The 13,825-nt window shown below is 65.6% G+C and carries 17 protein-coding genes; 7 read left to right on the top strand and 10 right to left on the bottom strand.

The genetic code is table 11. The features are described 5' to 3' along the window. Window positions 1-25: 25 nt before the first annotated feature. Window positions 26-2,167: a GumC family protein gene (locus tag NOF55_RS17780; protein ID WP_306412460.1), complete on the top strand. Its 2,142-nt coding sequence runs from the start codon at window positions 26-28 to the stop codon at window positions 2,165-2,167. On the opposite strand, the gene NOF55_RS17775 is transcribed toward NOF55_RS17780, so the two are convergent. From NOF55_RS17775 to rplM, 6 genes are all read right to left on the bottom strand, one after another. Next, the gene (locus NOF55_RS17775; protein ID WP_306412459.1) at window positions 2,155-3,429 is read right to left on the bottom strand and encodes a GNAT family N-acetyltransferase; all 1,275 of its coding nucleotides are present in this window, start codon (window positions 3,427-3,429) and stop codon (window positions 2,155-2,157) included. The two genes, NOF55_RS17780 and NOF55_RS17775, sit on opposite strands and share 13 nt — an antisense overlap. 140 nt (window positions 3,430-3,569) lie before the next feature. Further along, window positions 3,570-3,788, bottom strand: a complete 219-nt coding sequence (locus tag NOF55_RS17770) for a DUF2842 domain-containing protein (RefSeq protein WP_306412458.1) — start codon at window positions 3,786-3,788, stop codon at window positions 3,570-3,572. A 20-nt stretch (window positions 3,789-3,808) separates the two neighbouring features. Next, window positions 3,809-4,741 (bottom strand): N-acetyl-gamma-glutamyl-phosphate reductase, encoded by a 933-nt coding sequence (argC, locus tag NOF55_RS17765; protein ID WP_306412457.1) that lies wholly within the window; start codon window positions 4,739-4,741, stop codon window positions 3,809-3,811. Between the two features lie 70 nt (window positions 4,742-4,811). Then, a complete protein-coding gene (gene speB, locus NOF55_RS17760) occupies window positions 4,812-5,765 on the bottom strand; it encodes an agmatinase (protein WP_306412456.1) in 954 nt (317 codons plus the stop codon). Window positions 5,766-5,893: 128 nt separating this feature from the next. After that, on the bottom strand, window positions 5,894-6,361 hold the full coding sequence (gene rpsI, locus NOF55_RS17755) for a 30S ribosomal protein S9 (RefSeq protein WP_306412455.1): 468 nt from the start codon (window positions 6,359-6,361) through the stop codon (window positions 5,894-5,896). A gap of 2 nt (window positions 6,362-6,363) precedes the next feature. Further along, window positions 6,364-6,828 (bottom strand): 50S ribosomal protein L13, encoded by a 465-nt coding sequence (gene rplM / locus NOF55_RS17750; RefSeq protein WP_306412454.1) that lies wholly within the window; start codon window positions 6,826-6,828, stop codon window positions 6,364-6,366. 345 nt (window positions 6,829-7,173) lie between these two features. Between rplM and NOF55_RS17745 the strand changes: the two genes are divergently transcribed. Both NOF55_RS17745 and NOF55_RS17740 read left to right on the top strand, forming a co-directional pair. Then, the gene (locus NOF55_RS17745; protein WP_306412453.1) at window positions 7,174-8,001 is read left to right on the top strand and encodes an enoyl-CoA hydratase; all 828 of its coding nucleotides are present in this window, start codon (window positions 7,174-7,176) and stop codon (window positions 7,999-8,001) included. 1 nt (window position 8,002) lies between these two features. Then, window positions 8,003-8,434, top strand: a complete 432-nt coding sequence (locus NOF55_RS17740; RefSeq protein WP_306412452.1) for a VOC family protein — start codon at window positions 8,003-8,005, stop codon at window positions 8,432-8,434. 48 nt (window positions 8,435-8,482) lie between these two features. On the opposite strand, the gene NOF55_RS17735 is transcribed toward NOF55_RS17740, so the two are convergent. Beyond that, window positions 8,483-8,824: a hypothetical protein gene (locus NOF55_RS17735; RefSeq protein WP_306412451.1), complete on the bottom strand. Its 342-nt coding sequence runs from the start codon at window positions 8,822-8,824 to the stop codon at window positions 8,483-8,485. Between the two features lie 70 nt (window positions 8,825-8,894). On the opposite strand from NOF55_RS17735, the gene NOF55_RS17730 reads away from it, so the two are divergent. Beyond that, on the top strand, window positions 8,895-9,335 hold the full coding sequence (locus NOF55_RS17730; RefSeq protein WP_306412450.1) for a CoA-binding protein: 441 nt from the start codon (window positions 8,895-8,897) through the stop codon (window positions 9,333-9,335). Here the strand turns inward: NOF55_RS17730 and NOF55_RS17725 are convergent, their stop codons facing one another. Continuing rightward, window positions 9,336-9,761: a DUF6455 family protein gene (locus NOF55_RS17725; protein WP_306412449.1), complete on the bottom strand. Its 426-nt coding sequence runs from the start codon at window positions 9,759-9,761 to the stop codon at window positions 9,336-9,338. It lies immediately after the preceding gene. A 238-nt stretch (window positions 9,762-9,999) separates the two neighbouring features. Here NOF55_RS17725 and NOF55_RS17720 point away from each other — a divergent pair, with 238 nt between their 5' ends. Further along, window positions 10,000-11,283, top strand: a complete 1,284-nt coding sequence (locus NOF55_RS17720; RefSeq protein ID WP_306412448.1) for an O-acetylhomoserine aminocarboxypropyltransferase — start codon at window positions 10,000-10,002, stop codon at window positions 11,281-11,283. A gap of 18 nt (window positions 11,284-11,301) precedes the next feature. Further along, entirely contained in the window at window positions 11,302-11,649 is a 348-nt protein-coding gene (locus tag NOF55_RS17715; RefSeq protein ID WP_306412447.1) for a cupin domain-containing protein, read from the top strand. Window positions 11,650-11,656: 7 nt separating this feature from the next. Here the strand turns inward: NOF55_RS17715 and NOF55_RS17710 are convergent, their stop codons facing one another. After that, window positions 11,657-12,358 (bottom strand): LrgB family protein, encoded by a 702-nt coding sequence (locus tag NOF55_RS17710; RefSeq protein WP_306412446.1) that lies wholly within the window; start codon window positions 12,356-12,358, stop codon window positions 11,657-11,659. Beyond that, window positions 12,345-12,785, bottom strand: coding sequence for a CidA/LrgA family protein (locus NOF55_RS17705; protein WP_306412445.1), 441 nt, complete (start codon window positions 12,783-12,785; stop codon window positions 12,345-12,347). The genes NOF55_RS17710 and NOF55_RS17705 overlap by 14 nt, the downstream gene beginning before the upstream one ends. 105 nt (window positions 12,786-12,890) lie before the next feature. Here NOF55_RS17705 and NOF55_RS17700 point away from each other — a divergent pair, with 105 nt between their 5' ends. Next, window positions 12,891-13,790 (top strand): LysR family transcriptional regulator, encoded by a 900-nt coding sequence (locus NOF55_RS17700; protein ID WP_306412444.1) that lies wholly within the window; start codon window positions 12,891-12,893, stop codon window positions 13,788-13,790. Window positions 13,791-13,825 lie beyond the last annotated feature (35 nt).

Here is a 13,825-nt window from a genome sequence, read left to right as displayed (position 1 = left end):
ATGTTGCGGTGTTTGGGAGTCTGGGATGTACGGCGTAGCCAGAAACAGTCAGGATGTGGACATCGACCTCATCCAGCTCTTTCGCGCGATATGGGAGCGCAGGAAGACCGTCCTGGCGGTAACGGTGCTTGCCGCCGGTGTCGCCTTCGCCGGCGCTAGTTCCCTCGACAGGCAGTACAAGGCGGAAACCCGGCTGCTGATCGAGCCCCGCGTTCTCGCCGCGGAGAGCGCCGCCGGCGGCGCAGGCCTTCCCGACGAACTGGCCATATCGAGCCAGGTGCAGCTTCTGCAATCGACCGACCTGATCAAGCAGGTGGCGCGCGACCTGAAGCTGTTCGATATCGACGAATTCGACGGCGGCGGCTCGGGCGGCATTCTGTCGCTGATCGGGCTCGGGGGAGGTGACGGCGAACTGGCGCCCGAGGAGCGCTCCATCAAGGCCTTCCGCGAACGGCTGACCGTTTATCAGGCCCCGGGCTCGCGCGTGGTCGCCATCGAATTCTCCTCGAAGGACCCGAAGCTTTCCGCCGAGGTCGCCAACAAGATGGCGGAAGTCTACCTCGCCCTGCAAAGCGGCGCGAAGCTGGACACGAGTTCCGACACCGCCCGCTGGCTCGAGCCCGAGATCGCCAATCTGCGCGACAAGGTGCGCGAGGCGGAAAAGAAGGTGGCCGATTATCGCGCCTCTTTCGATCTGTTGCAGACCAGCGAGACCTCGACGGTCGCGACCCAGCAGCTCAACGACATCTCCGCCGAACTGACCCGCGTGCGCGGCGAACGCGCATCCGCCGAGGCCCGCGCGGAGCATGTCCGCACCACGCTAGCCGCTGGCGGCGATACGGAATCGCTCGGTGAGATCGTTGCCGCGCCGGTCATCCAGCGGCTCAAGGAGCAGGAGGCGACCATCCAGTCGCAGATCGCCGATCTGTCCACCTCGCTGCTGGAAGGGCACCCGCGCCTGAAGGGGCTGCGCGGCCAGCTTTCCGGCGTGCGTGAGCAGATCCGCGCCGAAACGCGCCGCGTTCTCGCCAGCCTCGACAACGAGGCGACCGTCACGCGCCTGCGCGAGCAGCAACTGACCGCACAGCTCAACCGGATGAAGGCCGAATCGGCCCGGGCCGGCGAGAGCGAGGTGGAACTCAAGGCGCTCGAGCGCGAAGCGGCGGCCCAGCGCCAGCTTCTCGAAACCTATCTCGCCCGTTACCGCGAAGCCGCCTCACGCATGGACCCGAACGCGGCGCCCGCCGATGCGCGCGTCATCTCGCGGGCCGTCGAGCCGCGCGAAGCGGCCTTTCCCAAGGTCGTTCCGATCACCATCGTCGCGGCTCTGGCCGGCTTCATTCTGGCCGCCGTCTTCGTGATGCTGGCGGAACTGTTCAGCGGCCGCGCCCTGCGGCCCCTCATCGAGGCCGAGGAGGAAGCCGGCGACGCGGTGGAGGCGGAGCCCGTACCGCAGCCCGTCGCGCCGGAAAGCGCCGCCCGCACGGGGGCGATGGCGCGCCTCCCGGTCGTCGAGGAGGCCCCGTCCGCATCGGTGATTCCCGAGACAGAGACCGGGCCGGTCGACAACGAATTCTCGCTGAACGGCGTCGCCGCCGCGATCGCCAGGGGCGATTATGACGGCGTGCCCGTCGTCGCCGTGTCGCCCGAAGGGGACGAAGGCTCGGCGCTGACCGTCGAGATGGCCCGCCGTCTGGCCGCAGGCGGCCTGCGCGTTCTCGTCATGGACCTGACGGGAACCGGCACGCCGACGGTTCTGGCGACCGAGCGCCTGGACCTGCCGGGCCTGACCGATCTTTTGACGGGTGAGGCCGCCTTCAGCGACATCATCCATCCCGACCTGCATTCGCGCGCCCACATCGTTCCGCAGGGCACCGCCGATCTGCACGACGCCCTGCGTTCCATCGAACGCCTGCCGATGATCCTGTCGGCGCTGACGGAAGCCTATGAGCGGGTGATCGTCGAATGCGGCTCCGTCAGCGGCGAGGATGTCGGCAAGCTCCTGAGAGGACGCAAGGCCCTCGTGCTGATCACGATGCGCACGCCCGACGAGGCGCGGCTGGAGGATCTGGTCGGCGAGTTCGCCCGCGCGGGCTTCGGCGACGTCCTGCTTCTGGCAGGCCCGCTGCCGGACGGAAGCGACCGGGGCGACCGTCAGGCCGCCTGATCGTCCGGCGTTTTCTCGCCGGCGGCGCTCCGTCCGGCCCGAAGGCGCTGGATCGTCGCGTAAAGCCGGCGATGGCGCTTGACGAAGGCCTTGGCATGGATGAGGCCGAACGCCACCGCGCGCCCGGCCCGGCCGAGCGTGCTGATCGGCAGCAGCACATCGTGCAGGGTGGTGGAGGCCGAGCACCAGCTTCGCTTGTAAGGCTGGTCGCCTATGCCGAAATCGAACAGCGCATAGCCCTCGTTCACGCATTGCTCGATCATCAGCCAGAACAGGAACTCGCCCGGGCTGGTATCGGCGGCCAGGCTGTCATCGATGGAGCCGAACTGGCACAGGACGTGATCCCCCTTGAGCGACAGCCCGGCAATGGCGGCGATATGCCCTTCGTTTTCGCCCGTCAGCCGCAGCGCGTGCAGGCGTAGCGCCGCATCGCGCCCGCCGTCGTCCGCTTTCGCCAGTGCATGGAAGAACGCCTTCGTTTCGGCCGCACCGAACGCGTCCGGCAGGCCGAGAGCGGCAAAACGCGCGGCTTTCTGGCGAAAGAACAGGTCGAGGATCGCAGCCTTCTCGCCGGGTGTTGCGGCGATCACATGCTCGTAGCCGCCCAGCGCCTCCAGCCGCCGCTGCTGGTGGCGGAACTTCTTGCGCCGCCGCTTGGCGTTGACCTGTCTCAGCGTCGTGTCCATGTCGCCCGCCAGCGGCAGGTGGAAGCTGCGGTTGTGGTTGTCGATGGCGTTAAGGACTGCGAAGGGATTGACGGTTCCGCGCCAGGAAAGCGGCATGGACCGCAGCGCCACGAGGTCGGCCCGCCCGGTGAGAAGCTGCGCGACGGATGCCGCGAAGCCGGCCGGGTCGGCAATGGCATCGCCGCGCCGGAAGCAGGGGGACACCAGCCCCGTATTGAGATTGCTGAAATCGCCGGCGATGAAGCCTGCCACCCGCACCCCGCGCCGCTTCCTGATTTCGAGCGGCAGCAGGAAAAGCGTCCGCCCGGCGCGTTCGCCGCGCAGGATGACGACCGGCGCGTCGTGGGTCGCAACCCAGTGCCTGCACCAGTCCCAGGAGTGGTGCAACGAGTTGAGCGCGTCGCGGTCCAGCCGGCGCCACTCGGTTTCCAGCGGCTCCATCGCGTCGTAGAGTTCCAGCGTCAGGCGGTTGGCGGCGTCGCCGACCCGCGCGAGTGGAAGCGGCAGGTTCGCGACGGGCGCGACGACGCGTGTCTGTGTGCAGGTCTGCTCGACGGGTTCCTTGAGAGCAAGCACGCCTTTTCTCCCCATGAAAGGTTGTGCGGCAACGCTAATGCGCAAGCGGTAACGGGAGGTTTATTGCGGCGGCGTGCCGGCGCGCGATTGGGAACAGGGTGAATGCCCGTTTGCCGGAAAGGCTTGCATTTTAACGGATATCAGCGCCCCGGCTTCGGCCCGGCCATCCATTTGATGATCAGCATGGCCGGCAGTACCCACAGGATGCCCGTGAACAGGAAATAGAGGAGATGCACCCACGCGGCGGACTGGGCGAGGAGGGCGGACGCGACGGTCACGGCAAGGATCGCATAGACGATCACCAGCACGATGATGAGGATCGTGCCGATGAAGGAGCGAAGCCGTTGCGGAAGCGCCATTGCCGACCCTCCTTGCGCTTTCAGGCCGAAAGCATCAGGCCGAGGTTCTGCACCGCCGCACCGGACGCCCCCTTGCCGAGATTGTCGAGCAGGGCGACGAGATTGACATGCGGGCCGCGCTTCTGTCCGAAGACGAAGAGCTTCATCGTGTCCTTGCCGGCGAGTTCCTCCGCATCGATGCGGGGAAGGGCGATGCCTTCCTCCAGCGGAACGACATTCACGATCGACTGCCCGGCATAATGCTCGACGAGCGCCGCATGGATGCTTTCCAGCGTCGTGCCTTCGGCAAGAGCGGCGAGATGCAGCGGAACCTGCACGATCATGCCCTGCGGGAAGCGGCCGACCGAAGGCGCGAAGAGCGGCGGGCTGGCCAGTTTCCCGTAGGTGGTGATTTCCGGCACATGCTTGTGCCGGAGCGTCAGCCCGTAGAGGAAATGGCTGGCGGAAATGGCGTCGTCGCGGCCCGGGTCCTCCATCTGGGCGATGAGCTGCTTGCCGCCGCCGGTATAGCCCGACACGGCGTTGACCGTGACCGGATAGCTGTCCAGCACGATGCCCGCCGCGCGCAGCGGCCGGATGAGCGCGATGGCCCCGGTGGGATAGCAGCCGGGATTGGCGACGAAGCGGGCCGAACGGATCTTGTCCGCCTGGGCCTTGTCCATTTCGGCAAAGCCATAGGCCCAGTCCGGGTCGATGCGGAAGGCCGTCGAGGTGTCGATCACCCGCACCCGGTTGTTGCCCTCGACCATCTTCACCGCCTCGCGGGACGCATCGTCCGGCAGGCAGAGAATGGCGACGTCGGCCGAATTCAGCAGGTCTTCGCGAAGCTGCGCATTGCGGCGCTCGGCTTCCGGGATCGACAGCAGCTCGACATCGCGGCGGTCGGCCATGCGGGTGCGGATCTGCAACCCCGTCGTGCCGTGTTCGCCATCGATGAAGATTTTCGGTGCCATTGTCTTCCTGCCTTTTCAAAGGGTTGGAACGGTTTTCGGATTCGGTTCGGAATGAGCCTGAATCAGTTTCTCAACGCGCGCGCGGCAAGCGCCCGGAGCGCAGGCCAAGCATATACATCGCAACCGTCGCCCCGGCAATGGCGGTCATATCGGCATGGTCGTAGGCGGGCGCCACCTCGACCACGTCCGAGCCGCGCACGTCGAGCGCGGAGAGGCCGGCCAGCACGGAGAGAAGCTTGGCGCTGGAGGGGCCGCCGGCGACCGGCGTGCCGGTGCCCGGCGCATGGGCGGGATCCAGGCAGTCGATGTCGAAGGTGAGATAGGCGGCCGCGCCGCCGACATGGTCGAGGATGGCGGCGGCGATCTCCGCCGCGCTCATCGCCTCCACGTCGTAACCGTAGAGGATGCGGATGCCGAAATCCTGCGGCGCATGGGTGCGGATGCCGATCTGGATCGAGCGGGCCGGATCGATCACGCCGTCGCGCACCGCCCGGCCGACGAAGGAGCCGTGGTCGATCCGCCGGCCGTCGTCGTCCCAGGTGTCCTGATGGGCGTCGAACTGCACCAGCGCCAGTGGCCCATGCTTTGCGGCGTGGGCCTTCAGAAGCGGCCAGGTCACGAAATGATCGCCGCCCATCGTCATCAGGTAGGAGGCGCTTTTGAGAATTTTCGCTGCCTCCCGCTCGATCGTCGCCGGCGTCTTCTGATGGTTGCCGTAATCCAGCAGGCAGTCGCCGTAGTCGATTGTCGCCATGTTCGCGAAGATATCGCGATGGAACGGGTATTGCGGATCGTTGTCGAAGATCGCCGAGGCGCGGCGGATCGCCTGCGGCCCGAAACGGGCGCCGGGCCGGTTGGACGTCGCCGCGTCGAAGGGAATGCCCCAGACCACGGTGTCCACGCCCTTCAGCGACTTGGTGAAGCGCCGGCGCATGAAGGACAGCACGCCGGCATGGGTCGGATCGGAAGCGGCCGACGTCAGCGAGGCGGCGGTGATGGCATGGTCGATGGTCTTGTTGGCCATGAGATTTACCCGGATAGGACTGTCGGGAGGGTGGACGGAAGCCGCCGCGAAGGCAATTCGAAAAAAGTCCGGAAACGAAAAAGGCGGAGCCGAAGCCCCGCCTTTCCATCGATCCCGAAGGGAAGCGATCAGCGCTTCGAGAACTGGAAGCTGCGGCGGGCCTTGGCCTTGCCGTACTTCTTACGCTCGACGACGCGGCTGTCGCGGGTCAGGAAGCCACCCTTCTTCAGAACGGGGCGCAGGCCCGGCTCGAAGTAGGTGAGGGCCTTCGACAGGCCGTGACGGACGGCACCGGCCTGGCCGGAGAGACCGCCGCCGGCAACGGTGGCGATGATGTCGAACTGGCCCGTGCGGGCAGCGGCGACGATCGGCTGCTGGAGGATCATCTGGAGGACCGGACGGGCGAAGTAGGCCGAGAAGTCCTTGCCGTTGACGACGATCTTGCCGGAGCCGGCCTTGAGCCAGACGCGGGCGACGGCGTTCTTGCGCTTGCCGGTCGCGTAGGAGCGGCCGAGGGAATCGACCTTGCGGACGTGGGCCGGTGCGGCTTCGGTCTGGGCGGGCGCGATGTCCTTGAGGGAGGAGAGGTCAGCCATGATCAGGCGCTCCTTACGTTCTTCTTGTTCAGCGAGGCGACGTCGAGAGCGACCGGCTGCTGGGCTTCATGGGGATGGTTCGAGCCGGCGTAGACGCGCAGGTTCTTGAGCTGGCGGCGTCCGAGCGGGCCGCGCGGGATCATGCGTTCGACGGCCTTTTCGATGACGCGCTCCGGGAAGCGGCCTTCGATGATCTGGCGAGCCGTGCGCTCCTTGATGCCACCCGGATAGCCGGTATGCCAGTAGTACTTCTTGTCGGCATACTTGCGGCCGGTGAAAGTGACCTTTTCCGCGTTGATGATGATGACGTTGTCGCCATCGTCGACGTGGGGGGTGTAGGTGGCCTTATGCTTGCCGCGAAGGATCGTGGCGACGATGGTGGCGAGACGGCCTACGACCAGCCCTTCGGCGTCGATGATGACCCACTTTTTCTCCACCTCGGCGGGCTTCTGAACGAAGGTACCCATAGTGTTCAACTCTCTTTAGTTGGGACCCGTGTACCCAAGGCACCGGGCGTTTCTTCATAGCTTGGTACAGGCGCTTCCGCCCGACATGACGACGGATTGATCCAATCCGCACATTCGCGGCGACCTATAACCGTGCTCGCGCCGGCGGTCAAGCGCGCCTGTTCGGCGCCGTTTGAAAATAGAAAAGCAAAAACAATACTTTATGTATGTGGTTTTTCAATACCACAAAAAATTCCTTGCGCAACCGGTCGCCGATCCGGGCGGAAGGGCCTTTTCAGGGCCATGCCTCTGGCGGTAGGAGGCGGAAATATGACACATTGCCCGAAAAGCCCGGAGGAGATCGTCATGGCTGAAATCGTATCGCTGCGCAAGGACGCCGAGGGACCGGCCGGCCTCGTCCTGTCGACGCTGGAGGCCGGCGTCCTGCGCCTGACGCTGAACAACCCGCCGGCCAATGCGCTGTCCGTCGGGCTCATGCAGGCGCTGGCGGCGGAACTTGAGCGCGCCGGCACCGACGGTTCGGTCCGCGTCGTGGTCATCGCGGCGGCGGGCAAGCTTTTTTCCGCCGGCCACGACCTCAAGGAAATGACGCTGCACCGTGCCGACGAGGACGGCGGCAGGGCCTTTTTCGAGGCGACGGTGCGGCTCTGCGCCGATCTGATGCTGTCGATCGCCCGCCTGCCAAAGCCGGTGATCGCCGAAATCGACGGGCTGGCGACGGCTGCCGGCTGCCAGCTCGTGGCAAGCTGCGATCTGGCGATCTGCACCGACACCTCGACCTTCTGCACGCCGGGCGTCAATATCGGCCTGTTCTGCTCGACGCCGATGGTGGCCTTGACCCGCGCCGCCCATCGCAAGCAGGCGATGGAGATGCTCCTGACCGGCGAAACCATCGATGCGTCAACGGCCAAGGATTTCGGTCTGGTGAATCGCATCGTGCCGAAGGAATACCTGACGCAGGTGGTGACGAAATATGCCGCCGCCATCGCCGCGAAGTCGCCGCTGACGCTGAAGATCGGCAAGGAGGCCTTCTATCGCCAGATCGACATGCCGCTTCAGGAAGCCTACGACTATGCCGCCCGCGTCATGGTCGAGAACATGCTGAACGCCGACGCCGAGGAGGGGATCAGCGCCCTTCTCCAGAAACGGCATCCGGAATGGAAGGGAGAATGACATGACGTTCGACCGACGCGTCTCGCTCATTACCCTCGGCGTCGCCGATGTCGAGCGCAGCGCGGCCTTTTACGAGAAGCTCGGCTGGACGCGGTCGTCCGCGTCGCAGGAGAAGATCGTCTTCATCAGGCTGAAAGGTCTGGCGCTGGCGCTCTTTCCGCGCCACGAACTGGCGAAGGATGCCGGTGTTGCCGATACGCCGTCCGGCTTTTCCGGCGTCACGCTCGCCCATAATCTGGAGAGTCCCGAAGCCGTGGATGACGCCTTCGCGCTGGCGCTTTCGGCGGGCGCGACGCGCGTCAAGACGCCCGAAAAGGTGTTCTGGGGCGGCTATTCCGGCTATTTCGCCGACCCGGACGGGCATTTGTGGGAACTCGCCCACAATCCGTTCTCGCCGCTCGACAAGGACGGCCACATGATCCTGCCCGACTGAGAGTGGCCAGCCGATCCCGCTAGGCTTTGTCAGGCGCTCTAGACGGCCTCACAGCCGCAGGTTGGGTGGCACCAGCCGCATCGGCCAGGGATTTTCGGGATCGGGCAGGGGCTTGCATTGCAGCACGGGGCAGCGCGGATTGTCCTTCGCGGGCACATAGGCCCGGTCGGCGAACTGATCGACGGAGCATTGGCTGGAACTGCGGACATAGCGGTCGTAGAGCGTCAGGTCCGGCTTGCGGGCCGAGGGATAGCGCAGAACCGCGGCACCCTCGCTGCGAAGCGCATTGCGGATGCTTTCACAGGTCATGCCCGGCGTGTTGTAGCGGGAAATCGCCGCGGCCGGAGAGGCGGTGCCCAAGGCGACGAGTGCGATCAGGACTTTTTTCATCACGTCCTCCCTTTCATGCCGATATTCTGGAGATATGTAAAACCTATGGAATGGCAAGGAGGACGAGTCCATGAATCATGATCGCTACGACGACGATTATATCGTCGATATCCTGAAATCGGTGAAGGTGATCGCCTTGGTCGGCGCCTCGCCTGATCCCTCGCGTCCTTCCAATGCAGTCATGCGCTATCTTCAGGAACACGGATACCGGGTGAATCCGGTCAATCCGGGACAGGCCGGCAAGACGATCAACGGCGCCGTCGTGGCCGCCTCCCTGGCGGATGTCGACGGGCCGGTGGACATGGTCGACGTGTTCCGCGCCTCGCAATATCTGCCGAAGGTGGTGGAGGATGCGCTCGCCATGCCGCAGCCGCCCAAGGTGATCTGGTCGCAGCTCGGCGTGCGCGACGACGCGGCGGCGGCCCTCGCCGAGCGGGCCGGCGTCAAGGTCGTCATGAACCGTTGCCCGGCCATCGAGATACCGCGCCTTCTCGGCGAACACGCCCGCTGATTACACGCGGTCGAGAAGATGCGGCGTGGCGCGCATGGCGTTGAGGGCATCGGCATTGACGCAGAACGCATCGAGATGGGCAGCGGCGGTGCCCGCCGCCAGATGCTTGCGGCAGCGGCCCTTGTCGGGACATCCTGCGCAGTTGCGGGCCATTTCGGCGAATTCGGGTTCGTCCGCCGCCTCGACCGGATCGATGTTCAGCGCGTGCATCATGCGGATCATCTCGCTGCACGACGAGGGGTCGCGTTCGGCGATCTCGATCAGGCCGGCGCGCGAGAGGCCGTGCCGGCCGGCGATGGCATCGAGCGAAACGATATCGAGGATGGCGAGGACTTCGGCGTCCCAGCTTTCCTGGCAGCGGTCGCTCCACCATTCGTGGATATGGGGCATGATGGCACAGGCAGACGGTTGGGGGAAAACGGTCATGGCGGCTCTCCAGCAGTGTCGTGCGACGATGAGTGGACCCTTTCGCGCCGCGCCGCATTGATTCCGATCAAAAGAGCCTTGTACGGCGCGACTGGTGCGACAGATCGGCGGTTAACATTTCCTGCCCCCGCGTTATGATTGCAGCGGAAACCGGCGGTTGCCGGCAACCGCGGACGTTCAATGCACGGCGGCCCGGCTGAGAGGCGGGGCATGCCGCTGCGAGGGAGGAAGAAAGATAATGACCGAGCACAAGCCGGGTTTCGCCACGTTGTCCATTCATGCCGGCGCGGCGCCGGACCCGACGACCGGCGCGCGCGTGACGCCGATCTACCAGACCACGTCCTACGTCTTCAGCGACGCCGATCACGCCGCCGCCCTTTTCGGTCTGCGCCAGTTCGGCAACATCTATACGCGCATCATGAACCCGACGCAGGCCGTGCTGGAAGAGCGGGTCGCCGCGCTCGAGGGCGGCACGGCGGGACTGGCTGTGGCGTCCGGCCACGCGGCGCAGATGCTGGTCTTCCACACGCTGATGCAGCCGGGCGACAATTTCGTCGCCGCCACGCGGCTTTACGGCGGCTCGATCAACCAGTTCGGCCACGCCTTCCGCAACTTCGGCTGGGAGGCGAGGTTCGCCGATACCGACGACCTCGACACCTTCGAGGCGGCCATCGACGACAGGACCCGGGCCGTCTTCATCGAGAGCCTCGCCAATCCCGGCGGCACCTTCATCGATATCGAGGCGGTCGCCGACCTCGCCCACAGGCGCGGCCTGCCGCTGATCGTCGACAACACGATGGCGACGCCCTATCTCGTTCGGCCCATCGAGCATGGCGCGGATGTCGTGGTCCATTCGCTGACCAAGTTCCTCGGCGGCCACGGCAATTCGATGGGTGGCCTCATCGTCGACGGCGGCACCTTCGACTGGTCCGCCTCCGGCCACTATCCGATGCTTTCCGAGCCGCGGCCGGAATATTCCGGCATCGTGCTGCACGAGGCCTTCGGCAGCTTCGCCTTTGCCATCGCCTGCCGCGTGCTCGGCCTTCGCGATCTCGGCCCGGCGATCTCGCCCTTCAACGCCTTCATGATCCAGACAGGGATAGAGACGCTTCCCCTGCGCATGCAAAGGCATTGCGACAATGCGCTGGCCGTGGCACGCTGGCTGAAGACGCAGGAAAAGGTCGCCTGGGTCCGCTATGCGGGCCTCGAAGACGATCCGAACCATGCGCTCCAGCAACGTTATTCCCCGAAGGGCGCGGGTTCTGTCTTCACCTTCGGCATCGAGGGCGGCCTCGAGGCGGGCAAGAGCTTCGTGCAGGGCCTGAAGCTGCTGTCGCACCTCGCCAATATCGGCGACACGCGCTCGCTCGTCATCCACCCGGCCTCGACCACCCACGCCCAGCTTACGCCGCAGCAGCAGATCGCCGCCGGTGCCGGGCCGGACGTGGTGCGCCTGTCGGTCGGCATCGAGGACGTGGCGGACATCATCGCGGACATCGAACAATCTCTCGCAGCACTCTAGGTACAAAGGAGCGGGCGCATGGAAACCACTATTTCCTTCGATATCGACGGGACCGAACCGGAACTGGGCGAGCCTGACGAAAACCGGCGTCTGTCCGGTACGCCCGTCTTCCGGACCTGGAGTCTGGAGGAGGACGACGATGACGGGCTTTACGCCGGCATATGGGAGGCGACGCCGGGCAAGTGGCGCGTGGTCTATACGGAATGGGAATATTTCCACGTCCTATCCGGCCATTCCATCCTGACCGAGGACGGCGGCGAGCCGGTTCACCTGAAGGCCGGCAGCCGCCTCGTGATCCGCCCCGGCTTCCGGGGCACCTGGGAAGTGGTGGAGACCACCCGCAAGGACTACGTGATCCGCGTCTGAGCGAGGCTCACGCCCGCAGCAGCAGGGCGAGAAGCGGCGCGGACAGGACGTTGACGAGGCCGACCAGCACCATCACCAGGCCGGCGATCGAGCCTTCCTCGCTGCCGATCTGGGTGGCGCGGGCCACGCCCGCTCCGTGGGCGCCCATGCCGAACAGGGCGCCACGCGCCAGCGGCGTGCGGACGGGCACGAATTTCAGCAGGATGTCGCCGACGGCGGCCCCGGTGACACCGGTCACGACGACGAACAGGGCCGTCAGGTCCGGCACGCCGCCGATATCGCTGGAAATCGTCATGGCGAAGGGCGTCGAGATCGAGCGCGGCAGCAGGCTGAGGCGCAGGGTGTCCGTCAGGCCGAGCAGGTGGGCCATGCCGTAGGCGCAGGCGATGGCGGTGATCGAGCCGGCGGTGACGCCGAAGACGAGCACCGGCCAGGTGCGGCGTATGAGGTCGCGCTGCTCGTAGATCGGGATGGCGAAGGCGACCGTCGCCGGGCCCAGCAGCAGCATCAGCCAGTGCGTGGACCGGATATAGTCCGCGTAGCCGGTGTGGAGCGTCAGCGCAGCGACGATCAGCATGACCGGCGTGAGCAGAAGCGGCGACGTCCAGGTGCGGGGCAGGCGGCGGTAGAGCCGCTTCGCCAGCATGTAGAGCACGATGGTCAGGACCGACCAGAAGACGGTCTGGAAAACGGGATCATTCGGCAGCATGGAGCGTGACCTTCCCGCGGCGCAGCATCATCCGGTAGCCGAAATCGACGGCAAGCGCCGTCACCAGCATCACGGCCGCGGTGCCGACGACGATGACGGCGAGGATCTTCAGGCCGGTCAGCCCGATGAATTCGCGGTGATCCATGACGGCGAGAACGGCGGGAACGAAGAAAAGCAGCAGTTCGGCTATGAACCAGCGCGCGCCCCTCTGCATGCTGACCAGCCTGAGCCTGCCGGAGACGAGCAGGGCGAGAACGATGAACAGGCCGGCAACGCCGCCGGGAACCGGCAGGCGGGTGACGGAAACGATCAGCTCGCCGACCATCCAGAACAGCACGATCAGCGCGATCTGTCCCATCATGCTACGATGCAGGACGTGACGGACGGTAAGCCCGATGCGGCGAAGGGGAGTGATGTGGCTGGTCATGACCGGAATGGGTTGGGCGTTGATCTTCGCCTTCCCCTATACGCGGCATTGCGATATGAGTAAAACGAATTGATTTCATGAAAATCATTCTAGGTAGGAATAAATATGGAATTACGGATGCTGAGGGCTTTTGTGGAAGTGGTGCGCCGGGGCGGGTTTTCCGAGGCGGCCAAGGCCGTCTTTACCACACAATCGGCGGTCAGCAAGTCGGTGCGCCAGCTCGAAAACGAACTGGGGCTGACGCTGCTCGACCGCATCGGCCACCGCTCGACGCTGACGGCGGCGGGCGAAATCGTCTACCGCCGGGCGCTGACCATACTGGCCGAGCGGGACGACCTTCTGGCGGAGCTGGAAGAGTTCCGCGGCCTCAAGCGCGGCCGTCTCAGGCTCGGCCTGCCGCCCATCGGTTCCGACGCGCTCTTCGCGCCGCTGTTCGCCATTTACCGCAGCCGCTATCCGGGCATCGAAATCCAGCTTGTCGAGCACGGATCGAAGCGGCTCGAGGAACTGGTGCGCGACGGCGAGGTCGATCTCGGCGCCTCGCTGCTGCCGGTGCCGGAGGAGTTCGAATGGCAGGAGGTGCGGCTGGAGCCCATCGACGTGCTGCTGCCGGAAAGCCACCCGCTGGCGGCTGAGGAAGCGATACCGCTGGCGCATCTGCGGGACATGGCCTTCATCCTGTTCGATGCGGGCTTCGCGCTCAATCCGATCATTCTCGATGCCTGCCGCAGCCAGGGTTTCCAGCCGCAGGTGGCGGCGCGCTCCAGCCAGATCAATTTCATCGTCGAACTGGTGGCGGCCGGGCTCGGCGTCGGGTTCCTGCCGCGCATGATAGCCCGCCAGCGCGTTCATGACGGTGTGGTCCACCGGGCCGTGGTCGATCCCGGTATGAACTGGCACATGGCCTTCGTCTGGCGACGCAACGCCTATCTGCCGCATGCCGCCCGCGTCTGGCTGGAACTGGCGGACGAAGTCTTCCGGAAGAAAGCGCTGGCCGCCTCGTGAGCCGCCGTTGACAGGGCCGCCGTCCTTTGCTCCAT

This window comes from Ectorhizobium quercum, from assembly GCF_026552795.1.
Taxonomy (GTDB): Bacteria; Pseudomonadota; Alphaproteobacteria; order Rhizobiales; family Rhizobiaceae; genus Ectorhizobium; species Ectorhizobium quercum.
This window is presented reverse-complemented; position numbering and strand designations above follow the sequence as displayed.